This window comes from Novosphingobium album (ex Hu et al. 2023) (assembly GCF_022832385.1).
Lineage (GTDB): Bacteria > Pseudomonadota > Alphaproteobacteria > Sphingomonadales > Sphingomonadaceae > Novosphingobium > Novosphingobium album.
In genome coordinates, this window is the sequence record NZ_JALHLE010000027.1 from 56,100 (window position 1) to 78,774 (window position 22,675).

Genomic DNA, 22,675 nt, shown 5'->3' on the forward strand with positions numbered 1-22,675 from the left:
TATAGAGCCACAATGGCAAAGGTAGGATGAAAGGAGTGCCCCGTGTTCTGTCAGCCGGCGCAATCATGCAGGCAGAATCCGTGACAGAGACTTCTTCTTCGCCTACTTCCCCAAATACCACCCGTCCTCGCCTCGATGATCTCACCCGGTGCAAGGGACTTGGCATCATACTGGTGGTGATCGGCCATCTGCTGGTGGCTCCTGCGCCACCGGGTGCGGAATGGTTTTTCGTATTGCGGACGGCAATATACTCATTCCACATGCCGTTCTTCCTGTTCGTCAGCGGATTTCTTTTCTATTATACTGGCGGAGACCGCAAGGCGCTGGCGGACCCTGGCGGCTATCTCGTGCAACGCGCCTATCGATTGCTGGTACCGTTTGCACTGTTCGGCCTGCTGCTGGTGGCTGCCAGCTTCGTTGTCGAAGGCGAGGCCCGCAGCGTGACAAGCACGGGCGGATTGCCTGCCCTGCTGAGAGCATTTCTGACTTACGCCGCCGACAGCCTGATTTTTCACACGACCGAGAGCCCGGCACAGTTCCTGTGGTATGTTGCGGTTCTTTTTGAACTCATCGCGCTGGCTGTCGTTCTGCGACCGATCCTGCCCCATCCACTGCACCTGGCGATCATCTTCATTCCGCTCATGCCGCTGGTGACCACACCGGACCTGGACTTCCTCTATCTGAACCGCCTGTTCGTCTATGGCGGCTTCTTCTTTGTCGGCGGCCTTGCCGCGACAGAAGCGGAGCGGTGGAACCGGATGGTTGACAACTACCTCATCCCGGCGGCCATAGCCTTCGCCATCGTCCTGATCAGCACCCGCCTGCTGCGAATCTATTATATCTCCATATTGTCATGTGGCCTTGCCTCACTTGCCCTCCTTCACGGCCTGTGCAGGCGGAACTGGCCCCGCTTCAATCGCGCCATGCAATGGATCGGCGAATACAGTTTCGTGATCTATTTGCTCAACACTCTTTTCATTTTTTCAAGCAAATTTGTCCTTGACCGATTTTTGACATGGAATGGCCCGTTCTTCCTGGTTTATCTGATGATCATGCTGCCTTGCGCGTTGTTCGGTCCGATTCTGGTAAAAACCATCATCTTTCGCCGAATGCCTTTTCTTGACAGAATGACCGCCTGAGCGCGATCACCTCGACGATGCCACGTGACGTGCGCTCTTGCACAGTAAGGAAAAGAGGGTTGGTGCAGTGCTTGGCTTGAACTGGTCCCGCATTTGCCGCGCGCACTGGATAACCATCGCTCTTGCCGCACTGACAAGTGTCAGCGTGGCGCTGGCCGTGGCATACAGACTTCCCAAGACCTACGAGGGCAAGGCGCGCGTCCATGCCGACTTCGCCTCGCCGGACCCGGCCACGGGCAAGGGCGTACCCATGTCGCGAGCAGTAGCGTCGCATTTTGCAGATACCCAGACCGCGATCATCGAAGATCCGATCGTGAGCGAGCCCGTGGCCCTCAAGCTCGGTTACGTCATTTCGCCTCCAGCCGGCAACACCAATGACCCCGCCTACCTCCGCAGCCTGCGCTCGAGCGCTCGCGCGATCGCAGACCAGACGGTTGTCGAGTGGGATGGCACCGGCATGTACTTCAACATCCTGTTCTACGCGGAAACGCCGGAAGACGCCCGCAAAGGCGCGGATGCCGTGCGTGAAGTCTACCTTGCGCGAATGCTGGAAATGAGGCGCCAGAAGGACCTCCTGAGGCTGGACGCCCTGCAAGAGGAAAACGCAAGACTGGTAGCGGCGCTGGACCGAGCAGCCCAGCGCAAGCGCGATTTCGAAAAGGCGAACGGCATTCACCTGTTTGACGACGAAACCGACGCCATCGAGAACACGCTGCGAGCCTTGTCAGGCAATCAGCGGGCTCTCCGGACCGACACCCCTGCCCGTCCCGCGATCGATCAGGGAAATTTCGCCCAGATCGCCCGCATCGACGCAGCCCTGAGCGCGGCGCAGATGCAGCTTGGCCCCAATCACCCTACCGTTCTGGCCTTGCGATCCCAACGCGCCGCTCTGGCGGCTCAGACAGCAACTGCCGTTGCTTCCGGGGCTACCCCACAGTATCTGGACTCTGCCGGCGCACTTACGGCACAGACCACCCGGCTTCTGGAAGAACGCGGCAAGCTGCAGGCCGCCCGCCTGATCGCCAACGAAGTCTCCGTTCTTTCGCAACAGGCAACAACGCTGGCTAGCGAGACGTCCGAATTAAAACGCAAGATCGCATCGAACCATATTGGTCTGAAGCCCATCGGTCCGGCCAAAGCACCCGCGAAACCAGTCCGCCCCAAGATACCGCTGATCGGAGGCATCGCCCTAGCACTCGGCCTCGTCCTGGGCGTGCAAATCTCGGTTGTGTTCGAACTGCTGAACCGGCGCGTTCGCGGTACGGACGACCTGGCCGATCTGGGCGTGCCCATCCTGGTGGCCTATAATCACAAGAAGGTAGATCAACCTGAAGCGCCCGTGTCCCTGGTTGCCTGAGCAACCGCTGCGCGGGCCGGGATCTTCGACTGCCGTAGGCTTGCGTTCCGGACGAAATCCGTAAACCACCCAAGTTCCCGCCGTGCTGCTGCGCAGGCGCGATGGCCCAAATATGCCCTTAGCGATCCGCCGCCAGCGCCGCTTCGTGAGCCGCCCTGTCCGCCTTGGACATGCCAACCGAAAGAAAGCGCCCGTAGGGGCCGACTTCGATGTTCGAACGAATTACGGTCGCAGGATTGCCGGCGACGATCGAACGCGGCAGGACATCGCGCGTCACCACTGCTCCGGCTGCAACAATCGATTCGTCGCCGACAGTAACCCCGGGCATGATCAGACTGCGCGCGCCAATAAAACAGTAACGGCCGATACGCGTATCCTTGTAAAGGGCTCGCGTCATGTCATGGCACAGGATCGTAGCTCCAAACGCGATATAGGCCTGACGGCCAACGTGAACGCCTTTCGGGTATGTGGTGTCGAGCTTGGCCGAGAACGAGATTCGCGCAGTCGGATCAATGCTCATCCCCCAAAAAGTGTTGAGGAACGCAATCCGCATTCGCATCACGCGACGCTGGATTCCAAGAAGCTTATTCAGGCTCGCCATCGATCGATCTTTCGCTTGCGTACAACTTCGGGGCCGCATCGGCATCGAGGCCCAATCCTGAAGACGTCAACTCCACGCTCAACTTTCCGGCGTCAACCGCTTCGATCAATTGTAGACTGCTGAATCAAAAGCATAGCGAGGGATGATGCACTGCCAAACCGGCACATCATGGGTAGACGCCGCCTGAATATCCTTTACGTTTTGCTGCATTTGCACAATTATAGCGGTGCGGCCAAGGGGGGCACGAGGCTAATGTCGACACTCGAACAAGTTAAGGAAGTTGTCGCGCAACAGCTGGGCCGCGATGCGGCAGAGTTTACGGCGGAGACAAATCTGGTCGAGGCGGGCTTCGAATCACTCGATGTGATCGAAACCGTTTTTGCAGTCGAGGAAGCGTTCGACATCGACATCAACTTCAACGCCAATGAAAGCGCGGCCCAGGACCTGGTGACGATTGGCGACATCGTGAAAGCTGTCGAAGCAGAACTGGCGAAAAAGGCCGGCAAATGAAACGTGTCGCCATTACCGGGCGCGGCACCGTCTCGCCGGCGGGACTGGACGTGCCTGCGACCTGGATGGCGGTCAAGCAGGGACTCAGCGCCATTCGTCCCGTGCACATCGAACGGCAGGAGTTGATCTCCTGCCCTGTCGCTGCGCAGGTTCCAGGTTATGACCCGGCAAACTTCTTCACCAGCAAGCAGGTCGGCCCTCTGGACCGCGTGTCGCAATTTGCCGTGGTGGCCGCCCGTGAAGCCCTGGACGACAGCGGGATCCCCCCCGATACCGAGGCCCTGCGGTCTGCGGCGACCATTGTCGGAGTAGGGGGCGGCGGCCTCGAAACCATGGAGTCAGGCTATTGGCGTCTCTACGGCGAAAAGTCGCGTCGCTCCCATCCTTTCACGGTGCCAAGGCAGATGTGCAGCGCGCCAGCCAGCCAGGTATCCATGCACCTGGGAATGCAGGGCCTGGCATATGGTGTGACCAGCGCCTGCGCATCGGGCACGCACGCGATCGGACAGGCGTTCAACCTTGTCCGTTCCGGTATGAGCCGCGTGGCATTTGCCGGCGGCACCGAAGCTCCCATTACCCCGGGAACCGTGCTTGCGTGGGAAGCCTTGCGAGTGCTGTCCAGTGACACTTGCAGACCATTCTCGGCCAATCGCAGCGGGCTCGTGCTCGGCGAAGGGGCTGCCATGCTGGTCCTCGAAGAGTGGGATCACGCGGTCAGCCGCGGCGCCACGATCTATGCGGAAGTGCTCGGCTTCGGCGCCAATTCGGACGCTCGCGACCTGACCACGCCGGATCAGGAAAGCGTCGGGCGAGCAATGGCCATGGCGATCCACGATGCGAGCCTGACGCCCGCCGCTGTGGGGTACATCAACGCGCATGGCACCGGCACAGCCATGAACGACGCGGTTGAAAGCGCCGCCATTCGCGCGGTTTTTGACAATGCACCGCCGCCCGTCTCATCGACCAAGGGGGTGCTGGGGCACAGCCTTGGCGCCACCGGCGCAATGGAAGCCGTTCTGACCGCCATGGCCCTTTACGAGCAAGTGCTGCCGCCCACTGCCAACTGTTCCGAACCCGACCATGATCTTGGCATCGACATGGTGCCTGAAGGTCCGCGAAAGCACGAATTCGCTGTCGCCATGTCAAATTCTTTCGCTTTCGGCGGCTTGAATGCTGTTCTACTTCTTGGCCGGGCCTGATCATCGTGCAACAGGACGCTAACACTGACCTGTTGACGGGACACGGTGAACTTGAGGCGGTTTCGGCGTGCGGATAGCATACATTTCACTTGCAAGCCCACTCTCCCGCCGATCCTGGAGTGGCATTCCGTGGTATTCGCTGAGGGCGTTGCAGCAGCGTTTTCCCGACATTCACGTTGTCGACACGCCGCGCCTCGACCGGATCGTGGAAAAGCTCGGTGCCGCAGAACACTTCGGTGTGACCGTCCGGCGCAATCCGCTCGTGTCCTGCCTGTACCAGAGGATCATCAATGAGGCGCTCGAGCGCATCCAACCCGATGCCGTCGTTGGCGTGGGATCCGCCCACAAGCTGGCTCTGATCGATCAGAAGTGGCCGCTGGTCTATGTTGCGGATGCCCTTTATGGGACAGTGGTGGATTATTACCACAAGTACCGCGGCTATACCGCGCGTGCGAAAGCCTCCGGCAATGATCTGCAAAGAAAGCTCCTCGCACACACGGATCGCGTGCTGGTCGCGTCGTCCTGGGCCGCCGAGGAAGCCATCGAACGCTATGATCTGCCCCCCGGCAAAGTGAGCGTTGCGCCGCTGGGGGCGAATATCGACAACGTCCCTGCTTTTGCCAATCCGCCGGCAACCGGCCCCTTACGCCTGATTTTCGTCGGCTATGCATGGGAGCGCAAGGGCGGCCCCCTGGTGCTTGATATCTGGCGTGAATTGTATCGCCGCACACAGGGCAATACGGAGTTGCACATCATTGGTTCACGGCCCAAGGCTGCGCGGGGCCTTGACGGCGTGATCGTGCATGGCGCGATTAACAAGAACGATCCTGCCGCCTACAAGACCTTCACCGATTTATACCAGAGCGCGCATTTCCTGATCATGCCAAGCCGTCAGGAAGCGTACGGAATCGTGTATTGCGAGGCTGCTGCATTCGGCCGCCCCGCTGTGGCAGCCAAGACCGGCGGTGTGGCGATGATCGTTCAGGACGATGTCACCGGCCTGCTCCTTCCGCTCGATACGTCACCCGAAGCCTATGCTGATCGCATTCTCTCATTGTGGCGTGACACCGGACGGTATCAGGCCATGTGTCACGCCGCACGCAAGGATTTCGAGGAACGTCTCAACTGGACCTGTTGGAGCCAATCGGTCGAAACCGCTATTCGCGAAACCGTGGCATCCCGGACGTCGGCGAATGTTTCCGGCGCTGTCTCCCCAAAGGCCGGCAGCGCGGTCTGAGGCGGCAGAAAACCTTCGACGAACGCACCGTGACGCGCCTTTCTCCACGTGGATTCACATTTCGCGATTATCCAGGTTAACTTTTTTAGCAGCCACAGCCTTACCGGTCCGCCGTCGAATTCACGCGATTTTGGCGCAACGCTCCTCCTCGTAAAACGTTGACCTCGCGCCGAATCTTCTATCGACCACAACGCCAGACCGGCCTGCAAAATGCAAGCAAACGACCAAAAACGGCCACAAATCCAAAATTTTAAGGTAACCATTACGGGCAAGACTGCCTCAATGCCCGCCCGGTAACCTGCCTGAAAATAGAGCAACCCTCCGCCTCTATTTTCTCGCAGGGGATCTTATGACGGTTTTTTCTGTTAGTTCTGTTGCCGAATTGAGTGCAGCATTGGGAAAAGCCCAGGCCGGTGATTCAATTTCACTGGCTGCGGGAGACTACTCTTCGCTCACGATCAAAAACATGGATTTTGGGAGCGGCATCACGATTACTTCTGCCGATCCGGACAACCGCGCGCAGATCGACACATTCAAGATCACCGGCAGCAGCGGCATCACGATCAGCAATGTCGATTTCACACCGCCTGCCACGTCGGCGGGATATAGTCTGCTGACCTTTCAGTCGTCAGACATCCATTTCGACAACATCACTGTCACCGGCCCGACCGGCGATGCAGGTTATGATGTCACCGCCTTCATGATCCGCGAGAGCAGCGGCGTAAGCGTCACGAACTCCGAATTTTCACATCTCCGGCATGGTGTCAGCATTCTCAACAACACGGGACTGACGATATCTGACAACTACCTCCACGACATCCGCACCGACGGCGTGCGTGGCGGCGGCAATTCCGATACCGTAATCAGCAACAACTACTTCACCGACTTCCATCCGCAAGAAGGCGATCACCCCGACGCGATTCAGCTGTGGGCCAACTCGATGACCACCGCATCGAACAATGTGACGATCAGCGAGAACGTCATCTATTGCCCCGATGGACAGTCCACCCAGGGCATCTTCATCAGGGATCAGGCGGGCGACCAATATTACACAGACATGACGATCACCGGCAACGTCGTGATCGGCGCTCGAGGCAACGGCATTGCAGCCGAAGACATCATTGGTGGCACGATCGCCAACAATATCGTGACTGCACTCGGTGACAACACATCGTGGATCCGGCTGGCTGACAGCCAGAACGTCGCCGTTCATGACAACAGTGCCACCACGATCACCGATGCAACCAACGGCGGGTCGTCTTTTTACGCCAACACCGTACTCGATGCGATCTACGATGGCGGCGTCGCACTGATGACGCTCTATGCCGACTACATCGCCTCCATCCTGCCATCCAGCATCGTTCTGACAAGTGACGACCTGGTGAATATCGCGGAAACGCAATTTTCCACCTTGCTGAGCGCGCAGCCGGAGATCACCTATGTCACCGGCACCGCAGACGCAGACCGGCTGAGCGTGACCAATCTGGGCGATACGCACATCGCGGCTGGCGACGGTAATGACATCCTGACTGGCGGCCTCTACCACAACGAACTCGCCGGCGGGGGCGGCGCCGACGTCTATTATGTCAATGGCACGGGCGACGTTGTGGTCGAAGAGGCAAATGCTGGGATCGATACGGTCTATGCCGCGATCGATTACACCCTGACCGATAACGTCGAAGTTCTGCGCATGGCGGCCGAAGGACTGACCGGCACCGGCAACGCTCTCGACAACCGGATGATCGGTACCGACGGCCACGACACTTTCTACGGAATGGACGGTAACGATACCGTGCAGGCCGGCGGCGGGAACGATGAGATCCATGGCGGCAATGGCGATGACATCCTGAAAGGTGAAGACGGCAATGATACGATATTCGGTGATGCCGGAAATGATCGCATTCTAGGCGGAGATGGCAACGACGTGATCTACGGTGGCGCCGGAAACGACAGGATAGAAGGTGGCGCCGGAGTGGACATCCTTTGGGGCGGAGATGGCAAGGACACATTCGTGTTCCGCGAAGGCGATCTGGATGGCTCGACGAAAAGCACCCCCGAAATCATCGGTGATTTCAGCCGGGCACAAGGCGAGCGCATCAACTTGTCCGCCCTTGATGCGAATGTCCTGACGTCTGCCGATGATTCGTTCTCGTTCATCGGCACGCACGACTTCACCGGCAAGGCAGGTCAGCTTCGCTACGAAGTATCCGGCGGAAACACCTATATTGCGGGCGACACCAACGGAGACGGCATCGCCGATTTCCACCTGGAACTGCTGGGCGTCACAAGTCTCACCAGCAGCGATCTGATCCTGTAAGCGCACCGGATAACCGGGTTCCGGCAGTTCCGAAATCCGGTCGACGGATGGGTCGCGACATGGGCGCAATCAGGAGCGCCCCCGACCGCCCCAGGAGCTACGCCAAGGGCAGACGGGATCAGCTTGTCGCCATACGGACAACTTTGCCCCCTCCCCCAGGAAACACGAAGCGCCCTTTGGAAGCGGTGTTCCTCAAGCGAACGTGACGGAAACGAAATTCTCACCTCCGTCAGATCTCTCAACTTCAAAAAACCAGACGCTCAAGAACACGTGTAGGCAGAGCCCGCAAATGCTGCATGGCAATTGCCATGTTGCAATTGCAGCATGAGTTTGGTCTAGGTCTGAAGCCGATGGTTTCAGGAGGTTACCGGGCGTGAGCAGGCTAGAGCGAGTTCTGGAAGGCAACGATCCGGCAAAGACGATCAAGATTGGCCTGCTGTGGCATTCTGTCAGTTCGGGAAATCTTGGCGTAGGCGCCCTGACGCTCGGCAATATCGCGATTGTCAGGCAAGTAGCGAAGCGCATGGGCCTTGCGCCGCATTTCGTCGTCATGAGCATGCGCGACGGCGATGCTCCGGCGCTCCTCAAAGATGAAGTTGATGTTTTTGTAATCGATTCCAGAACGCTGCTTTCTCCGGCCGGGTTCTGGAAAGCCGTAGGCGATCTCGATTGCATTCTGGATATCGGCGCTGGAGACAGCTTCGCCGATATTTATGGTGCCAAGCGATTTGGCTTTCTTTGGCTTACCAAAATGATGGCGGTTTCACGCCACGTTCCATTGGTGCTCTCTCCCCAGACAATAGGGCCGTTTACCCGGTGGGGATATCGCCAGTTCGGCGCAATCGCCCTGCGAAACTGCGATGCGGTTTTGTCGCGCGATCAGCAATCGCTCGAGGTGTCGCAAGCGCTCGCGCCGCGCGCGCGCAACGAGATGTCGGTCGATGTCGCTTTCATGCTACCGTTTACGGACCGGGCCGCAGAACGGGGCGGAGCGAAGCTGCGGGTCGGCGTGAATGCGTCAGGGCTGCTCTATCATCAAGCGGAGTCGGGAAATAACCGCTTTGGCCTGAGCTACGATTATGCCAAGTTTACGGAGGAACTACTGGAGCGTCTTTGCACGCGCGATGATTTAGAGGTGCACCTTGTTCCGCACGCCACCAGCAAGACAGATCCGACAGACGACGACAACCGTCTGGCTGATAGGCTTGCAGCCAAGTTCCCATCAGTAATTCGTGTGCCGGCCTTTGATGGGCCGTCGGAGGCCAAGAGCTATATTTCGAGCCTGGATTTTCTCGTTGCCGGCCGGATGCATGCCTGCATCGGCGCCTATTCGGCCGGAACGCCAGTCGTACCCGTGGCCTACAGTCGCAAGTTCAGCGGCCTGTTCGGACTACTGGAATATGACCACGTACTGCCGATGAGCGGCATGAGCGTAACGGACGCCGTGAATTTCGTCCTCACGTCGCTGGACGAGCGCGAACATCTGGCCCAGGCCCAGAAAAAGGGAATGAAGAAGGTGGACGCCCTGCTTGACGTTTACCGGGCAGTGCTGTCCGATATCTTTTCTGGAACGCTCGACAAACGGCGGGCTCAGCAAGCTGCATGAAACTGCCATCGTCGCCTACCATCGATCGCGTCCTTGCGGCGGAGTTGTGCAGCGGATGCGGCATGTGCGCCGGCATTGCCACCGATTCCATACGCATGGAGACGGTGGCTCCCGGATATAGCCGCCCCAACGTGTTCGCAGCGCTCGACAGTAGCGCCGAAAACCGGATCGCGGCCGCCTGCCCTGGTGCCGTGGTCGCTCCCTGGCCCGATGCGCCCGAACGGGATTCCTATTGGGGCCCCTCCATCCGGATTCTGGCCGGACACGCCACGGATCCGCATGTGCGTTTTGCCGGTTCGTCCGGCGGGGCGCTTTCCGCTCTCTTGATTCACGCGCTGGCCACTGGCCTTGTCGATCGCGTGTTGCACGTCGCGCCTGATCCCGAATATCCGACGCGCAGCAGGCTCCAGGTATCGAAGACAGCGGAAGAGGTAATAGCGAACGCCGGTTCGCGCTACTCTGCCTCATCCCCGCTGCAGGACATCGATCGCGTGCTCGCCGAAGACATGCGTACAGCCTTCGTAGGCAAGCCTTGCGATGTTTCTGCATTGCGCCAGCTGGCCACGGCAGACCCACGCGTAGCCCAGCGAATTCCGATTACACTGTCCTTTTTCTGTGGCGGCCTGCCGAGCCATGCCGGCGCCGATCGCATCGTTCGGCAAATGGGGCTAGACCCGGCCAGGCTGGCGCGGTTCCGCTACCGTGGCAATGGCTGGCCCGGCCAGGCCCGGGCGGAAACCGTCGACGGCCAGGTCCGCGAGATGAGCTATGCCGAAAGCTGGGGCAATCACCTGTCCAAGGAAGTTCAGTTCCGCTGCAAAATCTGCCCCGACGCGGTAGGCGGAGTTGCAGATATCGCCTGCGCCGATGCATGGCATGGCGATGCCGACGGCTACCCTTCCTTTGAAGAGCAGGACGGGCGCAGCCTGATCGTCACGCGCACCGCACCAGGCGATGCCCTGTTCGCCAGCGCAGCAGTCGCCGGCGTGCTGGAGGCATCGCCCATTCCCGTACGAGACATAGATCTGATGCAGCCGGCACAGGCGCGCAGAAAGCGCCTGATCGTCGCTCGTGTTGCATCGTGCCGACTGGCCGGCCACGCTGTGCCAAAAATGGATGGCCTTGACGTAAAAAAAGCAGCGCGCAAGGCAAATTTGCGCGAGCAAAGTCGAAATTTCTTGGGCATGTTGCGCCGCATTATTTTTAAGCGCAAATGACGGGCGTGCTTTATCTAATTGGGGGGTAAAAATGATTAAGGCAGGATTGGTTGGAGTAAGCGCCGTCAGTTGCGCAATCTTAGCTAGCCCGGCATGTGCGCAATCAGCGCCGCTTGCAGCGCAGCAGCCGCACACAGATGTCGTGCTCAGTGCCCGTGGCCTGTACGATGGCAATGTCATCCGCGGCAGTGCGGCACTTGCCGATCAGCGGGGACTTGAAAAGGACGACTTCCGGCTGACACCGTCGATCGACGCCGATATCTATAAAGTTCTCGGTACGGGATACCTCTCGCTGAACGGGTCGGTGGGGTATGATTTCTATGCTCGCAACACCCGCCTGAACCGCGAACGAATCGCAACCGATTTGGGCGCCGGCGCCATGCTCGGACCGTGCGGCGTCGATACCACCGCGGGTTTCAGCCGCTCGCAAAGCGAACTGGCCGACCTGAATACCGCTCCCGACGAGTATGGAAGCACCAAGAACACCGAAACGCGCTTCAACGTGGGTGGCATGGTGGCATGCGGTTCGTCTGTGGGGTTCAAGCCTTTCGCGGTGCTGCAGGCCAGCACGGCCAGGAACAGCTCCACACAGCGAAAGGGCTCAGACTTCGACAGCATCACCTACGGCGGCGGCGTCATGTACGCACAGCCTTCAATCGGTGAAATCCGGGTATTTGCAACCGGACGCGAGGTCGATTTCGACAAACGCGATCAGGTCGTTTATTTCGGCGCCCCCAAGCTTCGCGTCCGGACGGCAGGCGGCCAGTTTTCGCGAGACATTGGCGCAAGGCTGAGCGCATTCGTGCTGTTGGCCTACACCGAGGTCAACCAGAAGGGCATAGTCACCGGAAAAACCGACTTCAATGGCCTGACCTGGCAAGGTAAACTAACGCTTAAGGCAAGCGAGAGGATGACCTTTCAGGCTACAGTCAGCCAGGACACGATACCGTCGCTGGGCTTCAATGTTGATTACATGAAAAGGACAGACTACGCCGCACAGGCCGATTTCGTGATGAACAGCAGGATGACCTTGCGTCTGTCCGGCTCGCACGGCATCCGCAACTTTTACTATTCGGCTTTAAGTGCCTCTGAAAATCTTACGCACGACCGGGTGAACACTTTTGGCGCATCATTCAGGATCACGCCTGTCGGGCCATTTACGGTATCGCTGGATGCCATATACGATGACCGGAAGGCGAACCTGGACATTTATTCGTACAACGCAGTGAGAGCCGGCATCAGTCTCCAGATGAAAATCTGAGCCCAGAACAAGGATCTAGGATGCAAGTCAAGCTCATGAAGACCTTCGCAGCCCTTGCTTCAGGCCTCGCCTGCGTAGCCTTGAGCGTGGCGCAGGCGCAGCCGACTGCAGAAGTCGGAGCCATGACGAACGGCTACGTGCTCGGGCCCGGGGACGTCATCGAAGTGGCGGTCGTCGGCGGCAGCGAAGGCCCCATGCGCGTTCAGATCCAGTCGGACGGTTCAATCCTTCTGCCGCTGATCGGCAATGTTGGTGCAGGCGGAAAAACCGTTCTGCAGTTGCGCGATGCGATCAGTTCCGCGCTCAAGTCGGGCGGATTCTACACCACTCCGGCGGTCAACGTGACCATTGTCACTTACGCCAGCCGCTATGTCACCGTTCTGGGCGAGGTCGCGCAGCCAGGGGCAGTCCCGATCGATCGCGCCTACCGGGTCTCTGATATCCTTGCCCGTGTTGGCGGCATCAGGGGCAGCAACGCCAAAATCGTGAAGCTTCGCCGTGCCGACGGAGCGGAGCTGTCGCTGGACATCGCCAAGATTGCGACAGGAGGGCCGGACGAAGACCCCTTCGTGGCACCAGGCGACAAGATCTTTGTGCCCACAGCACAGACGTTCTACGTGTTGGGCCAGGTCGGCCGCCCCGGAAACTATCCGGTGGAAGACGGGATGACGTTGCGCAAGGCGCTGGCTGTCGCCGGCGGCATCACTCAGCTCGGCTCGATGAAGAAGGTCAAAGTGACGCGCGGCGGAACAGAACTCAAGAACTACGACCTCGACGCCCCCATCGAGATCGGTGACGTGATCGAAGTGGGCGAGCGCTTCTTCTAACGCAAGGGTCAAACGGACATGAGCCTCCTCCAGCTACTGCGCATCCTCTGGATTCGCCGGGCCGCGTTCGCGATTTCGCTTGCGGCCTGCCTGTTCGCCGCGGTCGTTGCGATTGCGGTGCTGCCTGAAAAGTACGAAGCCAAATCACGCGTCCTGCTGGATCTGATAAAGCCCGATCCCGTTACGCAACAGGTCATGTCCAACACCTTCGCCCGGGCCTATATCGCGACCCAGTCCGAACTGATCACGGATTATCGCGTTGCGGGCTCGGTGGTCGATGCGCTTGGCTGGGCCCGCGATCCGGAAAAAATCGCTGCCTACAACAGCAGCGGCGCTAGCGGGACAGTGGACCTGCGCCGCTGGCTTGCTGATCAAATCATAGAGAACACCGAAGCCAAGGCGCTCTCCAGCAGCAACATCCTGGAAATCACCTACACGGGGAGTTCGCCAGACGAGGCACGCAAGATCGCCGACCTGTTACGCGCGGTCTACGTCGAGCAGACCATTTCCTTCCGCCAGGACGGCGCCGCAAGGAACTCGGAATGGTTCCGCCAGCAGGCAGCGGCGGTCGCTGCAAAACTGACGAAGGCCGAAGCCCAAAAGACGGCGTACGAGAAGGAAAACGGCGTTGTTCTTCAGGACGACTACAGCGACCCGCAATCAGCGCGTCTCAGAGCCCTCTCGAACCAGGTTCCGCTGCAGATGGCGGCAGCACCGGCGGCATTGGTAGCCACTCCGTCGAGCACCCAGCTTGCCCAAGTCGACGCGCAGATCGCATCCCTTTCCCAGACGCTTGGCCCCAGTCACCCGCAGATGATCGCGCTCAAGCAGCAGCGGGGAGCTCTGGCCGCGGCCGCCGCACAGGAGCGAGCCGCCGCCGTGGCCGCTGCCCGTGCCGGCTCGGCGACAGGTCCGTCGCTTTCGAGCCAGGTTGCCAGCCAGCAGCAGAAGGTTCTCGAACAGCGCGGCAAGGTGGATGAACTGCGCAAGATGCAGGCCAGCATCGACGTCCTGCGCGACCAGTACAACAAGACGATGGCCCGGGCGGGCGAGCTCAGCCTCGAGGCAGCCTCGCGCGAAAGCGGCGTGACGTTGCTCGGTAATGCCGTTGCCCCTGAAAGCCCCAGCGAGCCGAAGATCGCGCTGATCCTCCTTGGCGCTGTCGCGGGAGGCCTGGGCCTGGGATTCGTGGTGGCGATCGCGGCCGAACTGATGAAGCGCAAAGTGCGCGGCATTGATGACCTGATGGCCGCAGATGTGCCCGTGATAGGACGTATCGTTCACGAAGAACCTGCTCCCGCCGGTGCTTCGTCATGGTTTGCACGATTCGGCAGCAAGGCGGCGTAAGATGACGGAAATGCAGGGTGGACCCGAAGAACCCATGAACGAAAACCTGACCGATACTGTGGAACCCGCCGCCGCTGTGGAGGCCGCCGGTGCGGCAACGGATGAACACATTGTCGTTCCCGAAGCCCCGCAGGAGGCTGCTTCCGAAATCCAGGCTGATGGTGAAGAGCCGATCTCATTCGGGTTTTCCCAACGGGTAGTCGTCCTGTCGGACTCCGCTTCTGCGGAAGCGGAGGCGATCGCAGCATTGCGCACGCACTTGCTGGCGCACCATATCCGCGCCGGGCGGCGCGGGCTGGCCGTTTGCGCGCCCAGCTCGAGTAGCGGGGCGACTTTCGTGGCGGTAAACCTTGCTGTTTCGCTGGCCCGGGCAGGCATCCGCACGCTTCTGATCGACGCAAACCTGCGCAAGCCCGCGGTGCACCGCTTTATCGTGCCTTCCGAGGAAATGCCTTCTCTCAAGGACTGCCTTTCGGACAACTCGGTTGCGTTCGGGAACGTCATCCAGGAAGAGGTCATCCCGTCGCTCTCGATCATCTATTCAGGCGGACAGAGCACGAACGCGCAGGAACTGCTTGCCGCGCCGCCGTTCAAATCTCTGGTCGACCTGTGCATGCGTGACTTCGAGGTCACGATCGTCGACACTCCGGCCAGCAACAACAATTCCGACGCACGCCGCATCGCGTCGATCGTGCGCCACTGCCTGATCGTCGCCCGCAAGGACGTAACCTACGTGTCAGACGTCAAGACGCTCATCGACGAGATGAAGTCCGACAAGGTGAATGTAATTGGTACGGTGCTGAACGAATTCTGACACCGGCCGTTGTGGAGGGGCGGCACCGCCCCTCCTTCAGGCCATCCAGGGCGGCAGGCCCCGCTTGTTGCGCAGACCTGCCAGCCAGCCTGACAATCCATAGCCAAATTGCCGGAACGCGCCGCGGCGCAGGTACCGGCCCACCAGGAGCACAAGCGAGCCGAGCGCCGCTACCGGCAAGCGTTCAGGGGTTGTGTCCCGTACAACGTTGAGCTTGTTCCGCTCATCCAGATAGATCGGCATCCGCGGCCGTACGCGGTGGGCATCCCCGGAACCAGTCGTGCCGCCCTGATCATGGCACACCAGCGCATCGGGCGCGAACCCCAGTTTCAGTCCCGCCGCAACTGCGCGCAGGCACCATTCCACTTCCTCGCAGTAGAGGAAGTAGTCTTCCCGCATCAGGCCCACCTTGTCCACGAAGGTACGGCCAACGAGCATAGAGGCACCGAGCAGATAGTTCATCTGCCCTTCAATCTCCGCCGCATCAGGACGGATGGCAAGCGGCTCACCGTTGCCCAGCGAGACGCAGCGCGCCATCGACGCATTCCAGCGTCCACCATAGGCCTGGATGCGCCCCTGCGGGTTGTGCAGCACGCCTCCTGCCGCGGCCACGTCTCCACGCTCAAGCCGCGCCACCAGTGCGGCAAGCGCTTCCGGCGCGGGCACGGTATCCGGATTGACGATCCACCAGGCATCGGCGTCCGGTGCCGCCTTCATGCAGACATTGACACCGCCCGCATAGCCAAGGTTGCCCGGAGCAAGGATCGCACGAACCTTCTGCCCCTCAGGCAGGGCCTCGGGGATAGCGGCACTCAGAGAAGCGAAGGCAGCAGCACCGCCATTTTCGCAGATCGTTACGTCGAAGTCTGCGTATGTGCTGGCCGAAAGTGCAGAGAGGCATCCCGCAATCTCCTCGGGATTGCGGAAAGTGACGATGGCGATCGACACGTGCATCAGGATCCCCCCCGGAAAATGAGGCCCAGCGCATCGCCGAAACGCCACAGCCGGATTTTGGCGAGCATGCCCAACGCTCGAACTTTATTTGTCATGCCGGGGATGGCCGCACTGGACAGCACAGCTGGCGCGTGCGCCAGAATGGACGCCGGAAGAGCAAAGCTCCGCATCGCCCATTTGAAACGACCCCCGGGCTTGTTCTCATACAGCGCGAATGTTTCGGCATTGAGCCGGCGCCACTTGTGCCTGAGCTGCCCCCAATCCGCGCGGGCCGGATGTCCGGCGACGGCATCGGCCGCATATCCGATACGAAACCCTGCATCTCGCGCGCGATGGCACCATTCCAGATCCTCGGACACACCACTGCGGAAACCGCCAACGGTATCGAAGAGCATGCGCGGGCAAAAGAGATTTGCCGTGACCGTAAAGCCCTTCCGTTGGACATAGGTCCGGTTGTCGAACGCGAATACCCGCTCGAACCCTTCCGCTCCACTCATCCGGGCGGGATCGGAAACGAGGACCGTCATGCGCCCGCCGACAAAGTCGTGCTCCTTGAGCGCCGCCACGCCGGCCTTCAGCCAGCCGGGTTCGGGAATGCAGTCGCAGTCGGTGAAGGCCAGGATCCGTCCGCGCGAAGCTGCCACGCCGGCATTCCGTGCCGGGCCTGCACCCTTTTGTGTGGCGATAACCAGGCGGGCGCGGTCGCCTATCGTGGCCCGAACGGCCGCCTCGCCGCTTGGCGACATGTTATCCGCCACCACGACCTCGAAATACAGGCCACCCTCCTGCCCTGCCAGGGCATCCAGACACCGGTCCAGACTGGAAAGATCCTCATAGTGCGGGACGATCACGCTGATGTCGGGGCCTTTGCCGGAGCCACACGGCATGCCGGCCACCACCATGTCCTCGGTCACGCGCGGATACTCCGCCCCGCCCCCCAGGAGCGAACCCGCTCAACGGTTGGATGATACACAAGGTCGCGATCGCGCTCGACCAGAGCGCGCAATTCGGGCGGATCGAGTTCCCACCAGCGGCTTTCCTCGAGAGCCTGGACCAGATCTGGCGGGAACCGATCTCGGAGTTTGCGTGCGGGGTTGCCCGCAACGATCGCATAGTCAGGCACGTCTTTGGTGACGATTGCACCGGCACCGACAACCGCCCCCCGGCCGATGCGCTTGCAGCCCGGAAGAATCATGGCGTAATGACCGATCCAGACGTCGTCCGATATCTCTAGAACATCGTCCCAATGGATGTCCCGATCGACGACGCCGAACTTGCGCTCATAAAGCGCCGGATGGGTGGTCATGGCATCGACGGGATGATTGATCGGCGCCGAGCGCACCGTGCTGGCTATCGAACAGTAGCGCCCTACCCGAATAGGCCCCGGCATGCGCCACTGATCGAAGCAGCCGTAAGACTGCATTCCGACATCAATGCGATATCGCTCACGAAAATAGGCTCTCAGTTTGAGATTGTCATGCTGATTGCGCCGCCACATGCGCAAGCGCACGTGTTCGAGGATTTTTGCCAGCAAACCCAACGTCCGGTCTCCGTGAATTTCGGTTTCGCGTCGCCAAACGCGAAGCTACCGGATCAGCCGACGGCTACCATCGTTTTTCCGTTTTCCTCGATCTGGGTATGCGTCAACAGCATCCAGATATAGACCGGAGCACCCTCCTCATTGAATTCGTAGATCCCTTCGCCGGGGTCCCCTATCGGCCTGACCAGATCATCGCCCAGCGCGATTTCCCGGACGAGACGCTCACACTCACGCGTGTCCTCGGAAGCCGGGCCCGACGCACGTGTTTCGAGCCGACCTCCATGTGCCATCGCAATACGCGCGATCTTGCCCAGACCAACCCCATTTCCTTCAGCGACAATGCGCCTGATCGTCTTCACCGTCCGTTCGGGAATGCGTTGCTCGATCTCCTCCACGGCGACCCGCACGGCTTGAGCAACATCGGCCGCTTCCACGATCCGGGCGTCACGTTCAACCGCCGCGATGGCTGCGTGCTGCCCCATCAGACTGGCCAGATAAGGCGAGCCGTTCGCGATGGTCGTGGTCAGATCGACGGCCCTGTCGTCAAACGGTATGCCGCTGGCGCTTTCGCCAATGGCAATCAGTTCGCGGGTCTCCTCCACCTTCATGGGCGGCACGCGCAGACCAATGACGTTGCGCCGGATCGACGGAATATGCTCGACGAGTTCCGCAAGATTGCTGGCTACGCCGGCGATCACGAACTGGACGCGAATCGAACGGTCCGACAGATTCTTGATCAGTTCGGCAATGGCCCTGCGGAAATTGCCATGCGGACTGCGATCGAATTCATCGAGGATGATCAGCATCCGCGTCCCGGAAAGGCGCGAGAATATGTCACAGAGCTGGTTGGCGCTGATCGCTCCCGGCCTGAGCAGTTCATCGAGAGACTTGCCTTCCTCAATCTCGGAATCCGTGGGGTCGTAATCCGCATGGTAGAGCAGCGGGATCGTCCCGACGACCGAACGCATGAGAGTGCTGAAATCGGAATCCTCGCCACACGAGACGTAGCGCACAAGATACTGCGCCTCCTCGGCGAGTTGCGATACGACGTGAAGGAGCGACGTCTTGCCGATGCCGCGCTCTCCATACAGCACGACATGAAGGCGCTGATCCTCAATGGATCGGATTAGCGAATCGAGCAGTTCGGTGCGGCCCGCGAACTGCCGCAGATCGGATACCGGCTGGGACGGAGTGAAGGCGTCACGCAGTTGCATCCGGATGCGTTCGCCCGGACTGCCGCGATACCCACGCAATTCATCGGTGGCGGATCCATGGAAACGGGGAAGAACAGCTTTCCGGCCTGAAGCGGCGAGCGGCCGCAAGAGCCCGGCCACGGTATATGTCGAGGAAATGCTGTCCTCAACTTCTTGGGGGCGCGAAAAAAGTCGACTAAACCAACTCACATCATTCTCCATCCACGTACCCGACGCGGTAACGCGAGGGCTAGAGACATGCCATAGGATGCCGTCACCTGACGACCCCTTAATCACACGATTTTGTTGCAATGCAGTATCAATCCGAGACGCCGATCCTGAATTTGACGGCCTGCGGCCGACTGTGCCTCAATCCCGACACCAGGACCGTCATCCCCAGTTATGTTCACTTTCGCACAGACTTCGGTAGAAATTTACTTAAGTCCTTAGCCAGATTTCGGCGCATCTTTTCTGTAACTCCGGCCCACATCGAAGCTGGCGAGTTAAATATATTTTAACGCGATAGGGAATATTGCCTTGCGGGTTGCTTTTTGTGGAGATGCTGCGATGGGGCTGGCCGTTCGGCTGCAAATCGAACAACGATCCGGCGATCGCCGCGACGTGACGATCCCTGCTACCATCCGGAAGACAAACGCGCCGATTGACGTGGAGATCGAGAATCTCTCGACCTCCGGTTTCCGGGCCACTTTGAGTTCGGAACTCCAGCAGGGCGACTGCGTTTCGATTGGCGCAGCCTGGATGGGCCGGCGCACCGCCAGCGTCGTCTGGAAAATGCATCCCCGCTACGGCTTCGCCTTCGATACACCGCTAAGCCCGTCCGAAGTGCTTGATGCACAGGCCGTCGAGAACGTGGAACAACTGGCCCAAACCGAGTTCACGCCGCCGGGACAGGAGCGGGCCATGATGGGCAAAGGCATGCGATTTGGCATCCCGCGTTCGCTCATGCTTGCGACAGCCGCGACACTGGTGGCCATTGGCGAAGGCATCAGGCGCCGCCTGAGCGATTGAACGGCCCGAGCCGCGGCGCCCCTCGTCAGCGATGAGGTGCATATCCCTGCTGATACGTGATTTTCGCATTTTTCCGCAGTTCTGCCACAGCCACAGAGAATGTTGCCTGCTGGGCCCGGCGCGCCAGCAGATCTGTGGCTGCCGCTCTCTGCTCGTTCACCCCCGTGCTCATGGTCCGGCGTGCCAGCACAAAACGTGCCGTGGCGAGTTGGCCGTCGATACTCAGCGAAGGCGAACCCGCCCCCTGCGCGTCCAGCCGCCGCGCGGCCTCCCGGTCCAGAGCGCGCGTATCAAGAGTAGCCGGCCCCCTCTGATAACTGGCCCCCGCACGATCCAGAGCCTGCGCCATAGCATCGACACTGGCCATGGACTGCAGCTTCGGCAGACGGGTGAGCATGTTCCTGGGAAAGGTGATCTGCTCGACGGACACGATCTGTCGTTGCGCGAACATCTGCGGATTTTCCGCAACAAAGCGGTCCACGGCTTCTGTGGAAGGCTGCGCCGTCATGGCACCAAGCCTAACCGCCAGTTGATCGGCAAGAAGAACTTCATCAGATCGTCGGCGTAGCGCCTGATAGTCAGGCGACCGGTCAATCAGCGCATCCCTGGCCTTCGCCGCCATGAGTTTGCGGTCGACCAGCCGGGCGAGCAACTCATCCTGAACCGCCGACACTTCGGTGGTCGCCGGCAGGTCAAGCGCGCGCATTTCGGTCAACAGCTCCCGGCGCGTGATGTCCACGCCATTGACGCGCGCGATGACCTGTCCCGCGGGCTCTTCATCACTGCAACTGGCGCTCAACAGCGACAGCGCGACCAGTATCCCCTTTCTAATCATGACCCAACAGCATTTCCCGTCCCTTCGCGTCAAGCGATCGCAGCAGCGCGGCGTTGAAGTTTTCCATGGCTTCCAGCGCCGCATCTGCGTCGCCTCCGATCACCGACAATCGCGTTAGTACACCGAAAGGAATCTCGCCCCGCAGATTATCCTTAACGATGGTCATTCTCTGTTCGAGCGACGATGCCGGAAAACTGCTGCCAATACGCACCCAAAAATAGACATGTTCGGTCCGTTCATCGCTGCGCGCGGTCACAAAGCTCGCTTTGCTGTTCGCCGGCACGGGGCCGGTCAACGCGACGGTTCTTACCTGCGAGAGATCAAACCCCAGTGCCGGATAGCATTCCTCCGGCCGATGAATGGACAGACCCGCATCTTGTGCCGATCCGAACGCAACCAACAACATGACAGGCAATTGGCCAAGACCCACATAGACGCGCGTCAGGACGTCGGAATAGGTCGCCTCACGCAGTTCGCTGCGCGGCGCCACCACCAGCCCGCTGGCGCTGACATAGCGGTAGTCACCGATCCTTTCCGGCACGATGGCGGCAAGGGCCCCGGCACGGACCGGCAAGGCTGTCCGACGGGGTTTCAGCGCATAGGCAGCCCCGGCCCCCATCATCAGCAGGCTGCCCAGCACCAGTTGTCTTCGGTCCATGCCCGGCGACAAGGGACTGTGCTCCTTCACCGATCCCGTCATCGCCCCAGCCTCCGGCGCAAGGGTCCCAGCAGGGCGTCGATGGCCATCAGCACACACAAGGCAACGACGAACATCAGCAGGCCGGTCGTTTCATGCAGGATGCTCTGCGCCGCGGCTGCCCCCAGCCCATGCGTCACCAGCATCAGAATCACGACTCGCGCGAAATTCGCGAGCACCGCTATCGGGGGGACGAAAACACTCAGCACCAAGGCATAGCGCCAGTCGGCCCGGTGGCGCAGATAAATGTAGAACATGCCGATGGCCACCAGACTGAACAACGAATTCAATCCGGCGCAAGCGTCCGCCATGCGCAGCTCATACTGGTCGATATAGATATCCACGCCGCTGCGCGCGACGTCATAGCCTGCATACCACAGCAGGTTCACCGATGCCCCAGATAGACGGCTGGTCAGAAAATCCGTGAGCGGCGCTGTCAACCGGCTCGGAGGCGGGACCGCAAACATAAGGAAAACCAACGGAAACCACAATGCGCGCGTAGTGTTGCCACCGCCAAGGGCATAGATCACGAGCACCCCACACAGCATCATGCTGATCCAGAGCAACCAGGAGATGCCGATAATCATCGAAAAGACATAGACTGCCAGCAATGGCAACATTGCGGTTGCCGCAAGACTGAGCTTGCCCGGCTCCTTCTTCGCAGACTTTCCATCCCGCCACAGCAGCCACAACCCTGCAGCCAAGACCATCGGACCGTGGGCACCCTGTTCAGTCATCCATGACTGGCGGGCAACAAGTGCAACACCTGGAATGGCAAAAATGGCAAGAGCGACAATGATGAACCAATAGCCACGAAGCCAGCAAAAAACCGCAGCATTCGACAAGCCAGCCCACACAGGACTCGCGCGAAATTCGCTAGCGACGGCATTTGTCGTACTCACACCAACTCCCCGTGAAAGCGCATTCAGCCGGCCACCTTCTACCCCGCAATGGCGCTCAAAGTAGCATTACTTTCAATATATTGGTTTGCTTGC

21 protein-coding genes are annotated in these 22,675 nt (G+C 60.0%); 13 read left to right on the forward strand and 8 right to left on the reverse strand.

The genetic code is table 11. From position 1 onward, the window contains the following. Nucleotides 1-35: 35 nt before the first annotated feature. Both MTR64_RS15825 and MTR64_RS15830 read left to right on the forward strand, forming a co-directional pair. Nucleotides 36-1,139 carry an acyltransferase family protein gene (locus MTR64_RS15825; protein WP_243995383.1) on the forward strand — a complete coding sequence of 368 codons (1,104 nt, stop codon included), beginning with the start codon at nucleotides 36-38 and terminating at the stop codon, nucleotides 1,137-1,139. 145 nt (nucleotides 1,140-1,284) lie between these two features. Further along, nucleotides 1,285-2,496 (forward strand): hypothetical protein, encoded by a 1,212-nt coding sequence (locus tag MTR64_RS15830; RefSeq protein WP_243995385.1) that lies wholly within the window; start codon nucleotides 1,285-1,287, stop codon nucleotides 2,494-2,496. Between the two features lie 118 nt (nucleotides 2,497-2,614). Here MTR64_RS15830 and MTR64_RS15835 read toward each other — a convergent pair whose 3' ends face one another. Continuing rightward, entirely contained in the window at nucleotides 2,615-3,016 is a 402-nt protein-coding gene (locus tag MTR64_RS15835) for an acyltransferase (protein WP_243995387.1), read from the reverse strand. Between the two features lie 249 nt (nucleotides 3,017-3,265). Here MTR64_RS15835 and MTR64_RS15840 point away from each other — a divergent pair, with 249 nt between their 5' ends. The 10 genes from MTR64_RS15840 (at nucleotide 3,266) to MTR64_RS15885 (ending at nucleotide 15,432) form a co-directional block, all read left to right on the forward strand. After that, nucleotides 3,266-3,607 carry an acyl carrier protein gene (locus tag MTR64_RS15840; protein WP_243995389.1) on the forward strand — a complete coding sequence of 114 codons (342 nt, stop codon included), beginning with the start codon at nucleotides 3,266-3,268 and terminating at the stop codon, nucleotides 3,605-3,607. Then, nucleotides 3,604-4,806: a beta-ketoacyl-[acyl-carrier-protein] synthase family protein gene (locus MTR64_RS15845; protein WP_243995391.1), complete on the forward strand. Its 1,203-nt coding sequence runs from the start codon at nucleotides 3,604-3,606 to the stop codon at nucleotides 4,804-4,806. The genes MTR64_RS15840 and MTR64_RS15845 overlap by 4 nt, the downstream gene beginning before the upstream one ends. 67 nt (nucleotides 4,807-4,873) lie before the next feature. Next, entirely contained in the window at nucleotides 4,874-6,043 is a 1,170-nt protein-coding gene (locus MTR64_RS15850) for a glycosyltransferase family 4 protein (RefSeq protein ID WP_243995393.1), read from the forward strand. A 466-nt stretch (nucleotides 6,044-6,509) separates the two neighbouring features. Further along, nucleotides 6,510-8,360, forward strand: a complete 1,851-nt coding sequence (locus tag MTR64_RS15855; protein WP_243995395.1) for a right-handed parallel beta-helix repeat-containing protein — start codon at nucleotides 6,510-6,512, stop codon at nucleotides 8,358-8,360. Nucleotides 8,361-8,733: 373 nt separating this feature from the next. Then, entirely contained in the window at nucleotides 8,734-9,966 is a 1,233-nt protein-coding gene (locus MTR64_RS15860; protein WP_243995396.1) for a polysaccharide pyruvyl transferase family protein, read from the forward strand. Next, the gene (locus tag MTR64_RS15865) at nucleotides 9,963-11,183 is read left to right on the forward strand and encodes a Coenzyme F420 hydrogenase/dehydrogenase, beta subunit C-terminal domain (protein ID WP_243995397.1); all 1,221 of its coding nucleotides are present in this window, start codon (nucleotides 9,963-9,965) and stop codon (nucleotides 11,181-11,183) included. The genes MTR64_RS15860 and MTR64_RS15865 overlap by 4 nt, the downstream gene beginning before the upstream one ends. A 31-nt stretch (nucleotides 11,184-11,214) precedes the next feature. Next, entirely contained in the window at nucleotides 11,215-12,444 is a 1,230-nt protein-coding gene (locus MTR64_RS15870) for a hypothetical protein (protein WP_243995398.1), read from the forward strand. Nucleotides 12,445-12,464: 20 nt separating this feature from the next. Beyond that, complete coding sequence (locus MTR64_RS15875) at nucleotides 12,465-13,271, forward strand: SLBB domain-containing protein (RefSeq protein WP_243995399.1); 807 nt, start codon at nucleotides 12,465-12,467, stop codon at nucleotides 13,269-13,271. 18 nt (nucleotides 13,272-13,289) lie between these two features. Beyond that, on the forward strand, nucleotides 13,290-14,618 hold the full coding sequence (locus tag MTR64_RS15880; protein ID WP_243995400.1) for a Wzz/FepE/Etk N-terminal domain-containing protein: 1,329 nt from the start codon (nucleotides 13,290-13,292) through the stop codon (nucleotides 14,616-14,618). Nucleotide 14,619: 1 nt separating this feature from the next. Further along, nucleotides 14,620-15,432, forward strand: a complete 813-nt coding sequence (locus MTR64_RS15885; RefSeq protein WP_243995401.1) for a CpsD/CapB family tyrosine-protein kinase — start codon at nucleotides 14,620-14,622, stop codon at nucleotides 15,430-15,432. A 36-nt stretch (nucleotides 15,433-15,468) separates the two neighbouring features. Here the strand turns inward: MTR64_RS15885 and MTR64_RS15890 are convergent, their stop codons facing one another. Genes MTR64_RS15890 through MTR64_RS15905 form a run of 4 tightly spaced genes read right to left on the reverse strand, consistent with a single transcriptional unit; the run spans nucleotide 15,469 to nucleotide 19,140 of the window. After that, nucleotides 15,469-16,386 carry a glycosyltransferase family 2 protein gene (locus MTR64_RS15890; protein ID WP_243995403.1) on the reverse strand — a complete coding sequence of 306 codons (918 nt, stop codon included), beginning with the start codon at nucleotides 16,384-16,386 and terminating at the stop codon, nucleotides 15,469-15,471. Further along, complete coding sequence (locus MTR64_RS15895; protein WP_243995405.1) at nucleotides 16,386-17,300, reverse strand: glycosyltransferase family 2 protein; 915 nt, start codon at nucleotides 17,298-17,300, stop codon at nucleotides 16,386-16,388. The genes MTR64_RS15890 and MTR64_RS15895 overlap by 1 nt, the downstream gene beginning before the upstream one ends. Next, complete coding sequence (locus MTR64_RS21580; RefSeq protein WP_419144955.1) at nucleotides 17,297-17,926, reverse strand: CatB-related O-acetyltransferase; 630 nt, start codon at nucleotides 17,924-17,926, stop codon at nucleotides 17,297-17,299. The genes MTR64_RS15895 and MTR64_RS21580 overlap by 4 nt, the downstream gene beginning before the upstream one ends. Before the next feature lie 53 nt (nucleotides 17,927-17,979). Further along, nucleotides 17,980-19,140 carry an AAA family ATPase gene (locus MTR64_RS15905; protein ID WP_243995407.1) on the reverse strand — a complete coding sequence of 387 codons (1,161 nt, stop codon included), beginning with the start codon at nucleotides 19,138-19,140 and terminating at the stop codon, nucleotides 17,980-17,982. 546 nt (nucleotides 19,141-19,686) lie between these two features. Here MTR64_RS15905 and MTR64_RS15910 point away from each other — a divergent pair. Further along, nucleotides 19,687-20,148: a PilZ domain-containing protein gene (locus MTR64_RS15910; RefSeq protein ID WP_243995409.1), complete on the forward strand. Its 462-nt coding sequence runs from the start codon at nucleotides 19,687-19,689 to the stop codon at nucleotides 20,146-20,148. Nucleotides 20,149-20,173: 25 nt separating this feature from the next. Here MTR64_RS15910 and MTR64_RS15915 read toward each other — a convergent pair whose 3' ends face one another. From MTR64_RS15915 to xrt, 3 genes are read right to left on the reverse strand one after another with little or no spacing between them, the layout of a single operon-like run. Then, nucleotides 20,174-20,983, reverse strand: coding sequence for a hypothetical protein (locus MTR64_RS15915; protein ID WP_243995411.1), 810 nt, complete (start codon nucleotides 20,981-20,983; stop codon nucleotides 20,174-20,176). After that, the gene (locus MTR64_RS15920) at nucleotides 20,976-21,683 is read right to left on the reverse strand and encodes an exosortase C-terminal domain/associated protein EpsI (protein ID WP_243995413.1); all 708 of its coding nucleotides are present in this window, start codon (nucleotides 21,681-21,683) and stop codon (nucleotides 20,976-20,978) included. Before MTR64_RS15920 ends, MTR64_RS15915 begins: the two co-directional genes overlap by 8 nt. After that, complete coding sequence (gene xrt / locus MTR64_RS15925; protein WP_243995415.1) at nucleotides 21,680-22,582, reverse strand: exosortase; 903 nt, start codon at nucleotides 22,580-22,582, stop codon at nucleotides 21,680-21,682. The genes MTR64_RS15920 and xrt overlap by 4 nt, the downstream gene beginning before the upstream one ends. Between the last annotated feature and the right edge of the window lie 93 nt (nucleotides 22,583-22,675).

Coding starts and splice junctions, on each gene's coding strand:
- MTR64_RS15855 (WP_243995395.1), top strand. CDS start 6,510: ATGGATTTTGGGAGCGGCATCACGATTACTTCTGCCGATCCGGACAAC.
- MTR64_RS15840 (WP_243995389.1), top strand. CDS start 3,266: ATGGGTAGACGCCGCCTGAATATCCTTTACGTTTTGCTGCATTTGCAC.
- MTR64_RS15870 (WP_243995398.1), top strand. CDS start 11,215: ATGATTAAGGCAGGATTGGTTGGAGTAAGCGCCGTCAGTTGCGCAATC.
- MTR64_RS15920 (WP_243995413.1), bottom strand. CDS start 21,683: ATGACGGGATCGGTGAAGGAGCACAGTCCCTTGTCGCCGGGCATGGAC.
- MTR64_RS15875 (WP_243995399.1), top strand. CDS start 12,465: ATGCAAGTCAAGCTCATGAAGACCTTCGCAGCCCTTGCTTCAGGCCTC.
- MTR64_RS15905 (WP_243995407.1), bottom strand. CDS start 19,140: ATGCAACTGCGTGACGCCTTCACTCCGTCCCAGCCGGTATCCGATCTG.
- MTR64_RS15865 (WP_243995397.1), top strand. CDS start 9,963: ATGAAACTGCCATCGTCGCCTACCATCGATCGCGTCCTTGCGGCGGAG.
- MTR64_RS15880 (WP_243995400.1), top strand. CDS start 13,290: ATGAGCCTCCTCCAGCTACTGCGCATCCTCTGGATTCGCCGGGCCGCG.
- MTR64_RS15885 (WP_243995401.1), top strand. CDS start 14,620: ATGACGGAAATGCAGGGTGGACCCGAAGAACCCATGAACGAAAACCTG.
- MTR64_RS15910 (WP_243995409.1), top strand. CDS start 19,687: ATGGGGCTGGCCGTTCGGCTGCAAATCGAACAACGATCCGGCGATCGC.
- MTR64_RS15915 (WP_243995411.1), bottom strand. CDS start 20,983: ATGATTAGAAAGGGGATACTGGTCGCGCTGTCGCTGTTGAGCGCCAGT.
- MTR64_RS15845 (WP_243995391.1), top strand. CDS start 3,604: ATGAAACGTGTCGCCATTACCGGGCGCGGCACCGTCTCGCCGGCGGGA.
- MTR64_RS15835 (WP_243995387.1), bottom strand. CDS start 3,016: ATGAGCATTGATCCGACTGCGCGAATCTCGTTCTCGGCCAAGCTCGAC.
- MTR64_RS15890 (WP_243995403.1), bottom strand. CDS start 16,386: ATGCACGTGTCGATCGCCATCGTCACTTTCCGCAATCCCGAGGAGATT.